We start from the raw sequence: 14,900 nt of genomic DNA, 5'->3' as shown, positions 1-14,900 counted from the left end.
CGGGCCATCAATCACTCAATTTAGTCACTCACATACCCCTCCCAAAATGGCCGTTCTCGTTGGCAAGCGCGCTCCTTCCTTCAAAGCCACTGCCGTCATCGACGGCGCGTTCGAGCAGGAATTTTCCCTGGACCGCTACCTGGGCAAAAAGCACGTGCTCCTGTTCTTCTATCCTTCTGATTTTTCGCTGCTCTGCCCCACCGAGCTGGTAGCGTTTCAGGAGCAGCTACCCGATTTCGACCGCCGGGGCGTGGCCGTCATCGGTTGCTCGACGGATTCGCACTACGCTCACCTGGCCTGGACGCAGACCGCGCGCGAGCACGGTGGCATTATGGGCGTCAAGTTTCCGCTGGTGGCCGATGCCACCAAAACCATTGCTTCCAACTACGACGTGCTCGGCGGCCACTACGACTATTCCGAAGCGGGCCTGATGACTTACGTGGGCTCGCCGGTGGCGTACCGGGGCCTGTTTCTGATTGACAAGGACGGCATCGTACGCCACCAGCTCATCAATGACCGGCCGCTGGGCCGTTCCATCGATGAGGCCCTGCGCATCGTCGATGCCTTGCAGCACTTCGAGCAGTACGGCGAGGTGTGCCCGGCCAACTGGCAGGCCGCTTCGGCCGCGTAGCCTGCGTTTCCTACCCCCCTCTTTTCTCTTAACGTCCCGATTTGCCATTGCTTTATAACGTCGCAATTCGCTCGTATGGGCTGCTGTTGCGGCTGGCGGCGCCGGTGGTGCCCAAGGCCGCCGCCTGGGTAGCCGGGCGGCAGGGGCTGCTGGCGCACATTGCCGCCGCCGTCGGCGCCGACCCGGCCCCGCGCCTGTGGATGCACTGCGCCTCATTGGGCGAGTTTGAGCAGGGCCGGCCGCTGCTGGAGGCCTTGCGGCGGCAGCGGCCGGAGCTGAAAATCGTGCTCACGTTTTTTTCGCCCTCGGGCTACGAGGTGCGCAAAAGCTGGCCCGGCGCCGACTACGTGTTCTACCTGCCGCTCGACACGGCCGCCAACGCGCGGGCATTTCTGGACACGGTGCGGCCCGAGCTGGCCATTTTTGTGAAGTATGAGTTCTGGCATCACTACCTGCGCGAGCTGAAGCGGCGCGCGGTGCCGACCATCGCTGTGTCGGCCATCTTCCGGCCGGGGCAGGCATTTTTTCAGTCCTGGGGCGGCTTTTTCCGGCAGATGCTGACCTGCTTCACCCACATCTTCACCCAGAATGAAGCCTCGGCCGAACTGCTGCGCAACATCGGCCTGAGCCAGGTGAGCGTGGCCGGCGACACGCGCTTCGACACGGTGGTAGCCACCGCCGCCGCCGCGGCCCGCCCCCTACCCCTGCTCGACGCCTTCGTGCGCGACCGCAGCCGGGTGCTCATCATTGGCTCGTCGTGGACCGAAGATTTGGCGGTGCTCACGCCACTGCTGCGGCGCTACCAGCACGAACTGCGCTTCATCGTGGCGCCCCACGAAATCAGCGAGGCCAACCTGCTGGCCGTCGAAACCGCGCTGCCCAGCCGCACGCTGCGCTACTCGCGGGCCACGCCCGCCAGCGCCCCGCAAGCCCGCCTGCTGCTGATTGACAACGTGGGTTTGCTCAGCCAGCTCTACCGTTACGGGCACTTTGCCTACGTGGGCGGTGCCTTTGGCAAGGGCCTGCATAATACGCTCGAAGCCGCCGCCTTCGGCCTACCCCTCTTCTTTGGCCCCACCTACACCAAGTTTCAGGAAGCCGTGGACCTCGTGGCCCTGGGCTGCGCCTTCCCCGTGCATACCGCCGAGGAGTTGCACACCACCTTCGGCCGCCTCTTTCACGACGAAGCCGCCCGCCTCCGCGCCCAGGACGCCGCCCTGGACTACGTACACGAGCAGGCCGGCGCCACGGCGCGCATTTTAAAACAGTTAACAGTGAGCAGTGAGCAGTGAGCAGTTTTGTTCTCCTACTCCGCTCGTTTGCTCACTGTTTACTGCGCACTGCTAACTGTTAACTGAAAATGACTGGTACTGTCGTCAAATCCACTGGTTCGTGGTACCTGGTGCGGGAGGCGGCGGGCGGGCAGCTCTTGCGTTGCCGGCTGCGGGGCAAGTTCAAAATCAAGGGCCTGAAGGTGAGCAACCCGCTGGCCGTGGGCGATGAAGTGGAGTTTGACGTGGAAGCTCAGACCGAGGGCGCGGGCGTGATTTTCGCCATCGGGCCGCGCCGCAACTACATCATCCGGCGCTCGGTGCACAAGTCCGAGCACGCCCACATCGTCGCCGCCAACCTCGACCAAGCCCTGCTCGTGGTCACGCTGGTCTCGCCGGCCACGTCGTTCGGGTTTATCGACCGGTTTCTGGTCACGGCCGAGGCGTATCACATTCCCGTGCGGCTGCTCTTTAATAAGGCTGATTTATACGATGAAGAAACAGCCGATTATCAAACCCAGATAGCTAGCATGTACGCCTCACTGGGCTACCCGTCGCACTTGTGCTCGGCACGCACGGGTGAGGGGGTAGGCGAAATCGACGCCGTGCTCGACGGGCAGGTGAGCTTGCTCACCGGCCATTCGGGGGTAGGGAAAAGCACGTTGATTAATGCGTTGGTGCCGGACCTGGACCTGAAAACCGCTGAAATCAGCCAGTTCTCGGATAAGGGCGTTCACACTACCACCTTCGCCGAGATGCTGGAAGTGCGCCCCGGCACCTACCTCATCGACACGCCCGGCATCAAGGAGCTGGGCCTGGTCGATGTGAAGCCCGCCGAGCTAGCCGGCTACTTCCCCGAGTTCCGGGCCCGCCTCAACCAGTGCCGCTTCCACAATTGCCAGCACACCCACGAGCCCGGCTGCGCCGTGCGTGAGGCCGTGGAGGAAGGAAAAATCGCCCTGCCGCGCTACGAGAGCTACCTGAGTATGCTCGGCGGCGAGGATAACCGGCGGTAGGAAGTAGCGCGGACTCTGTAGTCCGTGAGTGAACAGTTTTACGGCTTTAACAGCGCATTCGCGGACTACAAAGTCCGCGCTACGGCTACTTCCCTACTCCCACTTTGTCCAGCACCGCCACCACGTTCTTAGTCGAAACCTTCTGCTCGGTTTCGGCTGCCCGGTAGATGGCCTCAATGATTTGAATGTCACGCAGGCCCATTTCGCCGGGCACGCGCGTTGGCTTGTTGTTGATGATGCAGTCGGCGAAATCGTCCATCTGCCGGGCCTGCTGGGGCACGTTCTCGATGTTCATCGGGCCCTGACTGGTCTGCCCCCGCAGGCCGCCGTAGCCGAAGGCCGGCTCCAGCTCCAGCCAGCCGCGGGCGGCGTCGGCGCGCAGGCGGCTGCTCAGGTTTTCGGCGTAGCTGGTGCGGCAGTTGGCCACGGCCCCATCGGCAAACTGCATCTGCCAGTTCACCCCGGCTTCGACTTCTTTAAATAGAGTTTTATCGGTCTTGGGCGCGAACTGGGCCGTCACTGACACTGGCAGCGCGCCTTTGGTATAAATCACGCCCTGCACGCAGTAGATGCCCATGTCCATGAGCGGCCCGCCGCCGGCCAGCTCCTTGTCCACGCGCCAGGGCGTGTCGTTGCCGAAGCGGAAGCCGTTGTCGGCCGTGAGCTTCTGGATGGGGCCCAGCACCTGCTGCTGGCCTAGGCGCATCATCTCGCGGTGGTGCGGCTCGAAGTGCAGGCGGTAGCCGATGCTGAACTTCTTGCCCGCTTTCTGCATGGCCGCAATCATGCGGCGGCAGTCGGCGGCCGACACGGCCATCGGCTTCTCGCAGATGACGTGCTTGCCGGCGCGGGCGGCGCGCTCCACGTACTCGGCGTGCAGGCCCACGGGCAGCACGATGTAGATAATATCAATGGCCGGGTTGTCGGCGATGCGGTCAAACGTCTTGTAGTCATAGACATTCGCGGCCGGAATCTGGTATTGCTGCCGCCACTGCGCGGCCTTGGCGGGCGTGCCCGTCACGATGCCCGCCAGCTTGCAGAGCTTGGTTTGCTGCAAGGCCGGCGCCAGCTGCCCGGCGCTGTACTTGCCCAGCCCGACTAGGGCCACGCCCAGCGGCCGGGCCGGCGCCCGATTTTCTTCCAGCCAGGAAAGCGGCCGGCCCAGGGCCGGGAGGCCGGAAATCCCTACCCCCACTCCCAGCGACAAGGTGCGCATAAACTCGCGGCGTGAAGCCGCCGACGGTGGAAAAAGCGTTTTCATAGCGGTAGCTTTTGATGGAGCTTGGGAGTACCGCGTTTGGCTTTAAAGGGTTACGGCTCAGCTACGCGCAAACCGACACGTACAAAAATAGAAACGCCGGTAATGAAGGACATTACCGGCGCTTGCGCTACAACTAACTTTTCTGAGCCTCCTGCCGGGATCGAACCAGCGACCTATTGATTACAAGTCAATTGCTCTACCAGCTGAGCTAAGGAGGCGTTAGGACGGGCACAAAAGTAGGCTTTTGCGCCCGCCCGTCCAAACGACGGATTAACTGCGTACCACTTTTAGCTGCTTTTTCAGGGCCTCAATGCGCTGCTGGCCTTCCTTCATGCGGCCCTCGTACTCCTCGCGCAGCTGGCTGGCATTCTTGGAGCGGGCGAAGAAGTCAAGGTTGGTTTGCAGCGTGGCGTTGTCGTTTTCCAACTCCTGAATTTCCTTGCGCAGGCCCATTTCCTTGCGCGCGAGCAGCTGGCTGGCCTGGGGCCGGGCCTTGAGGCGGCCGACTTCGAGCTGAAACAGCAGCTCGGCGCGCTCGGCGTAGGTCAGCTCCGGCACCTTGTCGAGATATTTGCGCATCAGGGTCAGGAACTGCTCCTCGCCGCGGTCGGTGGTTTGCTGGCCATCGACATCAAAGGCCAGCCATTCGGCCACGTGGGCGCGGTAGCCTTCGAGCGTGGCCGTGTTGTCGGGGCTGAGGGCGTCCACGTCGGTGGCCATTTTTTGCAGCAGCTCCTGCTGGGCGCCGCTGGCCTGCTCGGCGCGCACCTGGCGTTGCTGGGCCTGCTGCTTGGGCCGGTCGAAGAAGGCATCGCAGGCGGCGCGGAAGCGCTTCCAGATGCGGTCGGCCTGCTTTTCGGGCACCCGGCCGATGTCCTTCCACTCCTTTTGGACGCGGATGACGGTCTGGCGGGCGCCCTCGTAATCCTCCGAGGCCAGCGCTTCTTCGGCCTGGGTGATGAGGGCGAGCTTGGCTTGCAGGTTAGCGGTTTTCTCGTCGTCCATCGCCTTGAAGAAGTTGTTCTTCCGGCCAAAAAACGCCTTGTAGGCACTCCAATACTGTTTGTTCAGCGCCTCGGCCTGGTTGCGCGGGGCCGGACCAGTGGCTTCCCACTCGGCTTTGATTTCCTGCAACTCGTCGGTCTTCGAGCGCCACAGGTTCACGCGGTCCGTCTCGAACTCGGCAAAGGGCAGCACGCGCTCCAGCAGCGCTTTCTTGATTTGCAGGTTGGCTTTTTCCTCCGTCAAGCGGGCGTCGGCAAACTCCTTGCGGCGGTTGTGCACCTGCTCGGAGGCGGCCAGAAAGCGCTGCCAGAGCGGCTCGCGCTGCTCGTTGGGCACCGGGCCGATGTTCTTCCACTCTTCGTGCAGCTTCTTCAGCTCATCCAGGGCCTTATTGATGCCGGGCACCTCTTTCAGCGCCTCAGCCCGAGCAATCAAAGCTTCTTTGGCTGCCTGGTTGCGGCGGCGGTCGAGGTCTTTCAGCTCATTAAAGCGGCCCTGGTTGGCATAGTAGCGGTCGAGCAGGCCGTGGTAGGTGTTCCACAGCTCCTGGCTGTCGGTCTGCGGCACCGGGCCGGCGGCCTTCCACTCCTGCTGCAAGGCCTTGAGCCGGGCCGAGCTGTCCTTGGTTTCGGCGGCCTCGACCAGCTCGCGCAATCGGTCCAGGAGCGCCCGTTTGGTGGTCAGGTTCTGGCCGCGGTTGGCGTCTTCAGTTTTGCGGTCGCGCTGCTGGCTTTCGCGGAATTCCTGCATAACCCGGTTCAGTTCGGCCTGATTGGCCGGGACCTGGAAGGCGAACTCCTGGGGCGCGTTGGCGTCTTCGCCAAACTTCTGGCGCGAGGCGGCGCGGGCGCTGCCCACGGCGGCCTCGTACTGGCGGTTGAGGTCGAGAATCTGCTGGCGGTTGCGGCGCGCGTCGGGCCGGCGCAGCAGCTCCAGAATAAAGGCGGCCTGCTGGTCTAAGTCGAGCGTGGCGAAGTCCGGGGCGGGCGTTTCCGACACGTAGTCGTCGGCTTCGCCGCTCGCAGTCCCTACCCCCCCTTCTTCCGCCAAAGCCCCTTCGGGCGTCACGGCTTCGGTGGCGGGCATGGTCAGGGCCGTGCTCTCATCGGCGGCGGGCTGAATGATTTCCTCGTGCGAGCTGGTGATGGACGCGGCGGCTTCGAGCGCCTGCTGGGGGGTAGGGCTGTCGGCCGCGCCGCCCGCCAGTTCGGCCTCGCGGTGCGCGTCGGCCAGGTCAGCGGCTACTTCGGCCGATTCGGTGTTGGAAGTTGGCAGCGTGGCCACGCCTTCGGGCTGCTGGTCCAGCAAGGTGTCGAGCGTCTGGGCGTCGGCAGCTACGGGCAGCGGCACGACGGGCGCTACGGGGTGGTCGTGGTGTTCGGGCGGCGCGGGGGGGGTAGGGCTGGCCGGCGGGGTTTGCTCAGGCGCCAGACCGGCCGGCACGTCCTCGCCGGCCAGGGTCAGGTCGGGCGTCAGCTCCGGCGCGGTGGCAAAATCCTCATCGTTAAAATCAGCTTCCGCGTCCCCAGCGACGCCCGACAGCGCCTCGACTTCCGGCGTGAGCGTGCCGGCGGTTGACTCGGCAGCTTCGTGCGCCATCGCCTCGCCATAGTGAGCCACGGCGCGGGCCTGCGGGGCCGAGAGCAAGCCCTCGGTGGCCGGCATATCGCCGGGCAGGTGGCGGGCCGACTCCACGGCGGCAGCAATTTCGGGCGAGTCGGGCGCGGGGGCGGCCTGGGCGTTCACCTCCAAGGGCGTAGCCTCGGCCGTGCCGGCGCCGGGGTCCTGGCTGGCGGGCAGGTCGGCGGGGCCTTGCTCGGGCAACTCGGTTTGGGTGGCGCCGCCGGCGGGGGTTTGAGCGGGCGCGCCCTGCTGGGCCCGGATTTCAGCCAGGCGCTGCTCCAGGATGCTCATACGGTCGGCCCCGGCCGGGGGGGTAGGCTGGCCGGCGGGGTTGTTTTCTTCGGAGGGAGTCATAAATCAAGCGAAAAACCGGTCCTGCCAGCGCGGCGGACCAGATGGGAGAGCAGAAAAAATCAGTTAGCAGTGAGTAGTTGGCAGTGAATAGTTAGCAGTAAGCAAAAGGGAGATCATGCTGAGTGCAGCGAAGCGTCTTGCCAGGAGAGGTAATTCAATCGTTGTTTACCGCGGATTACTGCTGCGAGCGAGATGCTTCGCTGCACTCAGCATGACCGCCTTTCTCTGACCGGCTTTCGGGCCCTACCCCCCTCATCGGTTTCAACCCTAGCCGCAAAGCTAATTCAGACGCGGGTCAATCGGATAATTAGACAGCGCTTTAAAGCGCCCGCCTTTCTCACGCAAGATGGCCTGCCAGAAGGCATCGGTAGCCAAAGTAAATACTTTCCCGGCGGCCGGCGGGTGCACTATCCAGGTTTTCTGCCCGATTTCGGCTTCCAGCTGGCCCGCGCCCCAGCCCGAGTAGCCCGCGTAGAGGCGCACCGCGTCGGCCCCGACTTCGCCGGCTTGCAGCAAACCCAGCAGCACCTCGAAGTTGCCGCCCCAGTGCGTATTCTGGCCCAGGTCAGTGGCGTCGGGCAGGTCGGCGCGCTGGTGCAGGTAGTGCAGGGTGTTGGGCTGCACCGGGCCACCCAGGTGCAGGGGCAGCGGCGCGGCCGGCGCGGCGGCGCCAAGCGGCAGCTCCAGCACGTCGCCGAGCGTGAGGTTGGAGGCGCGGTTGAGCACGAGCCCGAAGCTGCCTTCCTCGGGCTCGTGGCGGCAGAGCAGCACTACGGTCCGCTCAAAATTGGGGTCGCCCAAAAAGGGTTGCGAAATGAGGAGGGAGCCGGGCTTCATCGTTTTTAATTATGAGTTGTAAATTATGAATTATGAGTTGGGAAGCTGGCGCGAAGCCAACATGGGGCCAGTATGGCGGTTTAGCTGCTGGCACTGACCTTTGCACTACGCCGAAGTAGCCGCCGCGGGTTTGGCCTGCGCCGGGCCCCGCTTCCGCGAGCCCAGCCGTCGGGCAATTCCTAACTCCTAATTTATAACTCCTAACTCAACTTGGACGCTCTCGCCGACCTGCGCAAAACCTACTCCCAGCGCACCCTTTCCGAAGCCGACGTGCGGCCCGACGCCGTAGCGCAGTTTCGGGTCTGGCTCGAGGAAGCCCTGGCCGCCCAGCTCGAAGAGCCCACGGCGTTTACTATCTCGACCGTGGGACCCGGCGGGCAGCCCAGCGCCCGCGTGGTGCTGCTCAAGGGCCTGCCCGACGAGGCCGGGTTTCTGTTTTACACCAATTATGACTCGCAGAAAGGCTGCGAGCTGCTGGCCCAGCCGCTGGCAGCCCTCACCTTCTTCTGGCCGGGCCTGGAGCGGCAGGTGCGCATCGAGGGCCGCGTCGAGAAAGCCCCGCCTGAGCTGAGCACGCAGTACTTTCAGAGCCGGCCGCGCGCGAGCCAGGTGGGTGCCTGGGCCTCGCCCCAAAGCCAGGTGATAGCCAGCCGCCAGGAGCTGGAGCAGCGCGAAGCCGACGTGCTCGGCCGCTTCGGCGCCGAGCAGCTCCTACCCCGGCCCGAGCACTGGGGAGGCTTTTTGCTCATGCCCCACCGCGTCGAGTTCTGGCAGGGCCGCCCCAGCCGCCTCCACGACCGCATCGTGTACGAGCGCGAGGGCCAGGGCTGGAAATTGTCGCGGCTGGCACCATAGGTGAAATGGTGGAATTGTGGGGTTATGTTTCGCTGGCGCAACTAATGTCTTCGGACACATTAGCTGATTGTCTCACCACTTCTTTATTTCGACACCACAAAGGTCACTATTTCACCATCTCATCATTTCACCGCTTTGGCTGAAATTCAACCCGTGCGCGGCTGGCGCTACAATGCGACGCTTGGCGCTGACATTGACCAGTACGTCGCGCCGCTCTTCGATGTGGTGTCGGCTAAGCAGCGGGCCGCGCTTTATCAGAACCCGCTTAACTCCATCCACCTTTCCGTGCCGCGGGGGGGTAGGGCCGCGGAGGCCGCCGCCGAAGCCGCCCACCGCCTGCGCGAGTGGCAGCAAGGCGGCGTGCTCACGCAGGACGCGCTGCCGGGCATCTACGTTTACTACCAGTATTTCCGGCTCCCTGGCGCGGCCCGCGAGTACTGCCGCAAGGGCTTCATGTGCCACATCCGGGCCTACGATTGGGCGGAGCGCGTGGTGCTGCGCCACGAAAACACGCTGCCGGCATCTGTGAATGACCGCGCCGAGCTGCTGGCCGCCACCGAGTTTCAGACCAGCGCCACCCACGGGTTGTATCGGGACGAGGACTTTCAACTGGAACGCTACCTCGATGAGGCCATCCAGAGCCCGCTCTACCAGACTGAGGAAGACTACCAGGGCGCCCGCGACGTGCTGGCCGTGATTCACGACGCCGAGGTGATTCGGGAGTTTCAGGCGCTGCTGGCGGCGCGCACCGTCATCCTGGCCGACGGGCACCACCGCTACGAAGGCTCTCTAGCGTATCGGCAGGCCCGTGAGCTGGCCGCGCTAAGCAGCCCGGCGGCGGGCCAGAATGTTCTTGGCCCTACCCCCCCCACCGGCCGCGAACCCTGGAACTACCACCTCATGTACCTGACCAACGCGGCGGCCGACGACTTGCGCATTCTGCCCACGCACCGCCTGCTGCTGGAGTTGCCCGGCGGCCTGAGCGACGCCGAGCTGCTGGTCCGGCTCGCGCCCTACTTCACCCTGCGGCCCCTGGAAGAAGCCACCGACTTGCCCGAGTTGCTGGCCGGCAAGCAATGGGCGTTCGGGCTGCTGCTGGCCGGGCAGACCTTCAAAATCCGGTTGCGGCCCGAGGTGCACCAGCAGCTGGACTGGGACACGACGCCGGAAGTGAAAGCCCTGGATTTGACCGTACTGCACTTCTTCGTGCTGGAAAAAGCATTGGGAATCGTCGGCCTGGACCGGCAGCGCAGCTGGCCGGGCGTGGCCTACGTGCGCAACTTTGCCGAGTGCCTGCAACGGGTGACTAGCGGCGAGGCCCGCGCCGCCTTCATCACCAACGAGGTCACAATGGCCGAGGTGGAAGCCGTGTGCGCGTCCGGCGCCGTGATGCCGCCCAAATCGACCTTTTTCTACCCCAAAACCATCGGCGGCTTTCTCTTCACCTCCATCGCCTACGATGAGGCGCCGCTGCCGCCGGGCGTGTTCTTGTAGGGTGCGGGGCTTGCCCCCGCCCGGCGTTCGCGCCGTTAGAACCATAGAATCAGTATTTAAACGGCCCTAACGCCGGGCGGGGGCGAGCCCCGCACCCTACATATGAAACTCATCCTGGCCTCTAATTCCCCGCGCCGCCGCCAGCTGCTCACCGACCTGGGCCTGCGCTATGAAATCCGGCTGCGCGAAGTAGACGAGGCCTACCCCCCCCACCTGCGCCGGGCCGAAATCGCCGAGTACCTGGCCCGCCACAAAGCCGCCGCCTACGCCCCCGGCCTGGCCCCCGACGAGCTGTTGCTCACCGCCGACACGATAGTTTGCCTCGACGAGGACGTGCTCAACAAGCCCGCCGATGCCGCCGAGGCTGCCGCCATGCTCACCCGCCTGCAAGGCCGCGCCCACGACGTGTTCACCGGCGTGTGCCTGCGCCACGGCGACGGCCGCGAAGTCGTGTTCTCCGACCAGACCACCGTGCATTTCCGCCCGCTCTCACCGGCCGAAATCCGCTTCTACATCACCCATTACCAACCCTTCGACAAAGCCGGCGCCTACGGCGCCCAGGACTGGGTCGGCATGGTCGGCGTTACGCGCCTCGAAGGCTCCTATTTCAACGTCATGGGCCTGCCCGTGCACCGCGTCTGGGAGGAGCTGGCCAAGCTGGGCGCGCTGCCGCTCACCTCGGGCTTCTGATTTCAGGCCCTTTGCCTCCTATGCTTGCCAGCCCTACCCCTGCTCCGGCAGCTGACCGCCAATTTCTGCCGCTCCTGCTGCCGAGCGCCCTGGCTTTGTGCACGGCCTACGCGGCGCTGGTGCTGGGCCAGGCTTCCTACGCCGAGGTGCGGGCCCTGGGCCGCATCACCTTTCACGAGGGCGGCGCCTATCAGTACCTCCCCGTGCGCGTGTCGGCGGCTGAATTCAGGTTGGCGCAGCGTCTGGCTTTGGGCGGGGCCGGTGTGCTGCTGGCCGCCGGGCTAAGTTTGCTGGCCAGCCGGGCCGGGCGGGGGCAGCTAACGGCGCTGGCCGCCGAAACCCGCGCTGCGCTGGCCGGCGCCGCCCGATGCCTGACGGGCCTGCCGGCGGCGCAGCGCCGGGCGGCGGGGCTTAGCCTGGCGCTGCTCACGGGAGCGCGGATTTATTTTGGCATTATCAAGTCGTACCACTCCGAGGAGGTGGCCTCCTACGACTTCTTTATCAGCCGGGGGCTGCTGGCCGTGAGCAGCTTCTACCCCATCCCCAACAACCACGTGCTGCCCAACACGCTGAACTGGCTGTTTTTCCAGCTGAATCCGAGCGTGTGGTTTACGCTGCGGCTGCCGGTGCTCCTCACCTCCACCCTGGGCACCGTGGCCCTGTTTGCGGGGCTGCTGCGGTTTGGCACGTTTCGGACGGCGCTGGTGGCCCTGACCTTGTTTTCGTGGGTGCAGCTGAGCATGTACAATGCCGTGGCCGGGCGCGGCTACTGGCTGCTGATGACGCTGGCAGGGCTGCATTTCCTGGCGGTGGTGGCGCTGCTGGCGCGGCCCGCGGGCTGGCGCGTGGCCTGGGCCGTACTGCTGGGCAGTGGCATCCTGGGCTGCTACACGGTGCCCGCCTTCGTGTACGTCGTGGCATCGGGCACGAGCTATCTGGGCCTGGTTTTTCTGCAGCGGCGCGAGTGGAAGCGGCTGGGCCAAACGGCGGCCTTGGCGGCCGGCGTGGGGGTAGGCGCGGCCCTGCTCTACGCGCCGCTGCTGCTGCTCTCGGGCTGGCAGCGGCTGCTGGCCAATGGCTACGTGGTGGCGCGGCCTTGGGCAGCTTTTGGGCAGGAGCTGCCGGCCTTCGTATGGTTCACAGAAGGCACCCTAGCCGGGCAGCGCACCATTGGGGCGGTCGTGTTCGGGGCGGGGCTGGGCGCGTTTGGGTGGCTGTGGCGCACTCGCAATCAGGCTGGCCTCGGCCCCGACCTGCAGACAGCGGTGCGCCAACTGGGGCCCCCGGCCCTCTGGTTTGCCCTGCTGCCCTACGCGCTGCTCACGGCGCAGCGGGTGCTGCCCCCCGAGCGGGTGCTGCTCTACAAAGCCCTGTACTTTTTTACCCTGCTCGGCCTCGTCACCGATGCCTGGCTGCGAACCTGCCCCGGCCGCTGGTGGCCCCGGCTGGCGGGGCTGGCCCTCACCGTGTTTGTGTCGTATCAGGCCTTCACGATGTACTACCTGGTGCTAGCCAATCGGGCCTATATCGACGGCATCTGGCAAACCTTCGCCTGGCTGCAAGGCCAGCCGCCGGGCCGGGTGCTGGTGGGCGTCAACGAGACGGGGCTGCACTTTCTGTTTCTGGCGCATACCCGCACCCCGCACCGCTCCTGGCAAATCGACACCAGCCCGCAGCCGGGCGCCAGTTACCGCTACGTCATCGTCGCGCCCGACTACCAGGGTCCCTATCGCCCAGCGCCGCCGGCCCAGCCAACTTACCACCACTGGGTCAATGACATCTACGTGCTGCCCGCCCCCGGCCGCTCCGTGCCCCACGACCCGGTTCGGGAGCAGTAAAACGGCAGCAAGCGCAGCAACCGCGGCTCCGGCGCCTGTCTCTACTGCGGGCGCCCGGCGCGTTAGTGTCCGCGCGCCAGCAGCCCGATGCCGGCCACAATCAGCACCAGCCCACCGGCCTGCGCCAGCGTCAGCGCCTCGTGCAATACCACCAGCCCCAGCAGCGCCGTCAGCAGCACCGAGCCGCCCACAATCACACCTGTGCCCACGCTGGCCGGCACCCCGCGCTGAAACACGATAAACGTCAGAATCTCGGCCAGCCCCACCGCCAGCCCAGCCAGCGCCGCCAGCCCTACCCCCCTCCCACTCAGCGAAGGCAGCGGCTGCCCCAGCAGCTTGAGGCGCAAGAGCCACAGTCCGCCCAGTCCCGCCGCCACAAGCTGCAACACCACCGCACCCACCGCCGCCGGCACGTGCGCCGAGGCCTGCTTGATGAAGAAGTTATAAAGCGCCAGGCACAGGGCCGTGAGCAGGGCGAGCGGCAGCCAGTTCATTAGCTGAGCTATTTTAACCGCGCAAGCAAATCCTGTTGCACGGCTTGCCATTCAGTGGGCTCTCCGTCTTCCGCATCGGCCCACAATTCTTTTAATTCAGACTCTTTTAATATCAATTCAACAGCCTTGCGGGCCAGTTTCCTAACGTCGGCATTCGCGCCAGTTTGCAAGGAGTTTGCAGCAGTGCGCAATTTCTCCGGAAAGTCGGCAGAAGGCTTGCCTACTGTTGCCGCTATAATCTCGGCAGCCGCCAAGGCAGTACTAGCTTCTCCCGATTCAATGTATTCCGATTCTTCGCTTAGCTCGGCCACGAGAGTTAAGGCTTCCACCAGTGCAGCGTCGCTAGGATTCTCCAGAAACTCGTCTGTAAAATCCAGCGCTTGGTCATTTTCAAAATTTCGATTTCCCCAGTCTCCCATAAAGCATTAGATTGAATAGTACGAAAACAAACTGCATTACCGCAACTTTTCCTTCAATATCTCCAGCTCCACGGCCGGCGCAATTCGTTCATATAGAATATTATACGCCGCCGCCGTAATCGGCATATTCACCTGGAGCTTCTTATTTAGCTCGTGAATGGATTTTACGGCGTAGTAGCCTTCGGCAATCATGTTCATTTCCAGCTGCGCTGACTTGACCGAATAGCCGCGGCCGACCATGCTGCCGAAAGTGCGGTTACGCGAGAACTGCGAGTAGGCCGTGACCAGTAAATCGCCCAGGTAGGCGGAACCGGAAAGGTCACGCGGCTGCGGGTTCACGGCTTGCACGAAGCGGCGCATCTCCTGCACGGCGTTGCTCACCAGCACGGCCAGGAAGTTGTCGCCGTAGCCCAGGCCGTGGGCGATGCCGCCGGTCAGGGCAATAATGTTTTTCATCACGGCGCAGTACTCGATGCCGTCGAGGTCTTCGGCGGCTTCGGCCTTCACGTAGCGGTTGCGCAGCAGCGCGCTGAAATCCTCGGCCAGCTTGGCGTCGGGCGAACCGATGGTGAGGTAGCTCTGCTTTTCCAGGGCCACTTCCTCGGCGTGGCAGGGGCCGGCCACCACGCCCACGCAAGTGTGCGCCAGCCGAAACCGCTCGGCCACGTAGTCCGTGACCAGCACGTTGCGCCCCGGAATCATGCCCTTGATAGCCGAAATGATGCGCTTGCCCTTGAGCGCATCGCGGTCCAGCCCGTCGAGCACGGGCTGCACGAAGGCGGCGGGCACGGCCAGCACGAGCCAGTCGGCGGCTTTCACGGCTTCCTTCAGCTCATTCGTGGGCCTTACCCGCTCCAAATCAAACTGTACCGACGAGATGTAGCGCGGGTTGTGGCGGGTGCTCAGCAGGTGCTGCACGTCGTCCTTGGCGCGCAGCCACCAGTGGACGCGGGCGCCGTTTTCGGATAAGATTTTGGTTAGCGCCGTGGCCCAGGAGCCGCCGCCAATCATGGCTATTTTTTCCAAAAGAAGGGGGCAGGAAATTGCGAGGCGGTCAAACTCCCCTCCTTTTTTAAGGAGGGGACGTTTTCACGAAGTGAAAACTGGGGTGG

13 protein-coding genes and 1 tRNA gene are annotated in these 14,900 nt (G+C 64.4%); 7 read left to right on the top strand and 7 right to left on the bottom strand.

Features of this window, described 5'->3' with window-relative positions; translation table 11 throughout:
* Nucleotides 1–46: 46 nt before the first annotated feature.
* The 3 genes from ACFE70_RS12040 to rsgA all read left to right on the top strand — a co-directional run bounded on the left by ACFE70_RS12040 (nt 47) and on the right by rsgA (nt 2,918).
* The gene (locus ACFE70_RS12040; protein WP_375417995.1) at nt 47–631 is read left to right on the top strand and encodes a peroxiredoxin; all 585 of its coding nucleotides are present in this window, start codon (nt 47–49) and stop codon (nt 629–631) included.
* A gap of 41 nt (nt 632–672) precedes the next feature.
* Nucleotides 673–1,923, top strand: a complete 1,251-nt coding sequence (locus tag ACFE70_RS12035) for a 3-deoxy-D-manno-octulosonic acid transferase (protein ID WP_375417994.1) — start codon at nt 673–675, stop codon at nt 1,921–1,923.
* A gap of 68 nt (nt 1,924–1,991) precedes the next feature.
* Nucleotides 1,992–2,918 (top strand): ribosome small subunit-dependent GTPase A, encoded by a 927-nt coding sequence (gene rsgA, locus ACFE70_RS12030; RefSeq protein ID WP_375417993.1) that lies wholly within the window; start codon nt 1,992–1,994, stop codon nt 2,916–2,918.
* A gap of 85 nt (nt 2,919–3,003) precedes the next feature.
* Here the strand turns inward: rsgA and ACFE70_RS12025 are convergent, their stop codons facing one another.
* From ACFE70_RS12025 to ACFE70_RS12010, 4 genes are all read right to left on the bottom strand, one after another.
* The gene (locus ACFE70_RS12025) at nt 3,004–4,179 is read right to left on the bottom strand and encodes a Gfo/Idh/MocA family protein (RefSeq protein WP_375417992.1); all 1,176 of its coding nucleotides are present in this window, start codon (nt 4,177–4,179) and stop codon (nt 3,004–3,006) included.
* Nucleotides 4,180–4,324: 145 nt separating this feature from the next.
* Nucleotides 4,325–4,397: transfer RNA gene (locus ACFE70_RS12020), tRNA-Thr, on the bottom strand.
* 52 nt (nt 4,398–4,449) lie between these two features.
* Nucleotides 4,450–7,161: a DUF349 domain-containing protein gene (locus ACFE70_RS12015; RefSeq protein ID WP_375417991.1), complete on the bottom strand. Its 2,712-nt coding sequence runs from the start codon at nt 7,159–7,161 to the stop codon at nt 4,450–4,452.
* 279 nt (nt 7,162–7,440) lie between these two features.
* Nucleotides 7,441–7,962: a YqgE/AlgH family protein gene (locus ACFE70_RS12010; protein WP_375417990.1), complete on the bottom strand. Its 522-nt coding sequence runs from the start codon at nt 7,960–7,962 to the stop codon at nt 7,441–7,443.
* A gap of 246 nt (nt 7,963–8,208) precedes the next feature.
* Here ACFE70_RS12010 and pdxH point away from each other — a divergent pair, with 246 nt between their 5' ends.
* The 4 genes from pdxH (at nt 8,209) to ACFE70_RS11990 (ending at nt 12,875) form a co-directional block, all read left to right on the top strand.
* On the top strand, nt 8,209–8,853 hold the full coding sequence (gene pdxH, locus ACFE70_RS12005; protein WP_375417989.1) for a pyridoxamine 5'-phosphate oxidase: 645 nt from the start codon (nt 8,209–8,211) through the stop codon (nt 8,851–8,853).
* Nucleotides 8,854–8,988: 135 nt separating this feature from the next.
* Nucleotides 8,989–10,347 (top strand): DUF1015 domain-containing protein, encoded by a 1,359-nt coding sequence (locus ACFE70_RS12000; protein WP_375417988.1) that lies wholly within the window; start codon nt 8,989–8,991, stop codon nt 10,345–10,347.
* A gap of 102 nt (nt 10,348–10,449) precedes the next feature.
* Nucleotides 10,450–11,037: a Maf family nucleotide pyrophosphatase gene (locus tag ACFE70_RS11995; RefSeq protein WP_375417987.1), complete on the top strand. Its 588-nt coding sequence runs from the start codon at nt 10,450–10,452 to the stop codon at nt 11,035–11,037.
* An 11-nt stretch (nt 11,038–11,048) separates the two neighbouring features.
* Complete coding sequence (locus tag ACFE70_RS11990; RefSeq protein ID WP_375417986.1) at nt 11,049–12,875, top strand: hypothetical protein; 1,827 nt, start codon at nt 11,049–11,051, stop codon at nt 12,873–12,875.
* Nucleotides 12,876–12,937: 62 nt separating this feature from the next.
* Here the strand turns inward: ACFE70_RS11990 and ACFE70_RS11985 are convergent, their stop codons facing one another.
* From ACFE70_RS11985 to ACFE70_RS11975, 3 genes are read right to left on the bottom strand one after another with little or no spacing between them, the layout of a single operon-like run.
* The gene (locus tag ACFE70_RS11985) at nt 12,938–13,369 is read right to left on the bottom strand and encodes an EamA family transporter (RefSeq protein WP_375417985.1); all 432 of its coding nucleotides are present in this window, start codon (nt 13,367–13,369) and stop codon (nt 12,938–12,940) included.
* A gap of 8 nt (nt 13,370–13,377) precedes the next feature.
* On the bottom strand, nt 13,378–13,788 hold the full coding sequence (locus ACFE70_RS11980) for a DUF4259 domain-containing protein (RefSeq protein ID WP_375417984.1): 411 nt from the start codon (nt 13,786–13,788) through the stop codon (nt 13,378–13,380).
* Between the two features lie 36 nt (nt 13,789–13,824).
* Entirely contained in the window at nt 13,825–14,814 is a 990-nt protein-coding gene (locus ACFE70_RS11975; RefSeq protein WP_375417983.1) for an NAD(P)H-dependent glycerol-3-phosphate dehydrogenase, read from the bottom strand.
* Nucleotides 14,815–14,900 lie beyond the last annotated feature (86 nt).

Origin of the sequence: uncultured Hymenobacter sp. (assembly GCF_964243305.1) — a bacterium.
GTDB lineage: Bacteria > Bacteroidota > Bacteroidia > Cytophagales > Hymenobacteraceae > Hymenobacter.
The sequence above is the reverse complement of the archived record's forward strand: the minus strand, read 5'-3'. Positions and strand labels throughout refer to the sequence as shown.